This is a genomic window from Pseudanabaena sp. 'Roaring Creek' (assembly GCF_001402795.1).
Lineage (GTDB): Bacteria > Cyanobacteriota > Cyanobacteriia > Pseudanabaenales > Pseudanabaenaceae > Pseudanabaena.
The window spans coordinates 1-1,943 of the sequence record NZ_LIRE01000598.1; the positions used below are offsets into that span (position 1 = coordinate 1).

Consider the following 1,943-nt stretch of genomic DNA (forward strand, 5'->3'; position numbering starts at 1 on the left):
TCCTAGTACAGGCGACAGCTATATAACGTCAGTTCGGGTTAAGCTGGCAAATTTTCAAAGCCCCAAAGTAAAAGCCTTGCTACGCAAGGCTTTTACTTTGGGGCTTTGAGAAAGGGTTTACTACGCAAACCCTTTCTCAAAGCCCATTTCAAATTATCCCGAACTCACGTTAGTTTACTGATGTCGATATTGCTGCAATTCAGACTTTAGTTGTGCAATTTCGGCACGGAGATTGTCAATAGTTTCCTGCAACTCGTCAGGGGCGATATCGCCATCATCCTTCGTGACGGCTCCCTTTTGCCGATCTGCTTTCTCTAAAATTGCTTCAACGAAAGTACGCAGATGTTCGCGCTGTTCGGCATCAAATTTGCCGAAGGCACTGAGAGCATCGGTAACAGTGTCTTCGATGCGATCGATCACAGCCTCAGCAGTGGCTCTACCAATAAAGAAAGCGTCTAATGGTGATTTGCTCATAATTTTGAAATATTAGATTTAATTCTTAGATTTAATTATTGGATTTAGGTATTAACTGGAGTTACCACTTAAGGGAGAGTGTTTAGTCTGTTCTTTCTAGTCTGTTCTTTTTAGTCTGTTCTAAATATAGCAACAAAATTCAAAGGGGGTAGGCAGCACTGCATACATAGTCTATCTAGAATGAATTCTAGAACGGAGCTTTAATTTTGGGTTCCTTATAATCTAGCTCCTTCAGTTTTTTAAGAATACGGCTGAAGTATTCCTGCATATAGGATTCCAACGTGGTCATATCTTCTTCTTGAAGATCGAAAGTTTTGTAAGTTTCCGCCATATCTGCGTCAAGGGGAATCCCACTGGCAAGAACTTCGGCATAGGTCATGCGTTCTGCAAAACTCCAACCCCATTCAAAACCTAGGGCAAATTTGCGGGCAAAGCGGAGTAATCCAAGGGGCATATTGGCGGTGCGGCGGGTTCGTCCCGACATTCTTTCGCAGAGTTTGATAATTTCGCTTGGCTGCCATGCTTTGGGACCTGCGATCGCAAAGGACTTGCGCTCGGTTTCCTTAACCGTGAGCGCACGAACTGCAAACTTGGCGATATCTTGAGTATTCATGTAAGCGATCGGGGATGATTCACCGCCAATCCAGATCGTTTGATTTTCGAGGATGGGGATCGCATATTCCCCAATCAAGTTTTGGTAAAACCCGCAGGGTTTGAGGATGGTGTAGTTGAGATCGGTGGATGCAAGAAATTTTTCGGTGCAATATTTAATGTCCATCAACGGAACATTGGGATATTTCTCAGCATTAAGAATGGAGAAAAAGACAAAACGCTGAATCTTAGCGCGCTCGGCGGCTTGAATCAGGGCAACCTTTCCTAGCCAATCGACATCTTTAATTCTCAAGGAGCCAGTGGCGCGGGTAGTGGCGGCATCAATAATTTCAGTGACCCCTTCTAATGCGTCATCTAGGCTTTCGGGATTAGTAAGATTCCCGACAACCAAATCGGCTCCCCATTCCCTAAGAAATCCTGCTTTTTTAGGATAGCGGACAAGACATTTGACTTTTAGCCCCCGATCTATTGCGTGACGGGTGATTTGACGACCTAATGTACCTGTCGCGCCAACGATCAGTAAGCTCATAAAATTTTTTATTAAATTGACTTTGTAAACATATATAAATCTATCAGATATTTGGTGACATCTTTTGGTAAGCGATGGTGGCGATCGCGATATCTGTCTACGGATAGTAAAAAAGCTCTAAAGACGATGAGGACTTCTCGATCTGCTTTTTCAATCTAGATTTATAGGTATAGTTATAGCCAAATAGGTTAAGACATAAAACCCAGAAGAGTGTTGCGGCGCTTCGCGCCGCAACACTCTTCTGGGTTTTGTTTTTGTCCTAACATAACTGGCTACTGCTATATCTAGGCGCAATTAAATATAAAACCCTAAAAGCTGAGGCACAGGC

General features: G+C 43.4%; 2 protein-coding genes. Both read right to left on the reverse strand.

Annotated features, from left to right (window positions below; genetic code table 11):
* Positions 1-174: 174 nt before the first annotated feature.
* Positions 175-474: a DUF6825 family protein gene (locus AC805_RS16730; protein WP_055076460.1), complete on the reverse strand. Its 300-nt coding sequence runs from the start codon at positions 472-474 to the stop codon at positions 175-177.
* 187 nt (positions 475-661) lie between these two features.
* Complete coding sequence (locus tag AC805_RS16735; RefSeq protein ID WP_055076461.1) at positions 662-1,615, reverse strand: NmrA family NAD(P)-binding protein; 954 nt, start codon at positions 1,613-1,615, stop codon at positions 662-664.
* Positions 1,616-1,943 lie beyond the last annotated feature (328 nt).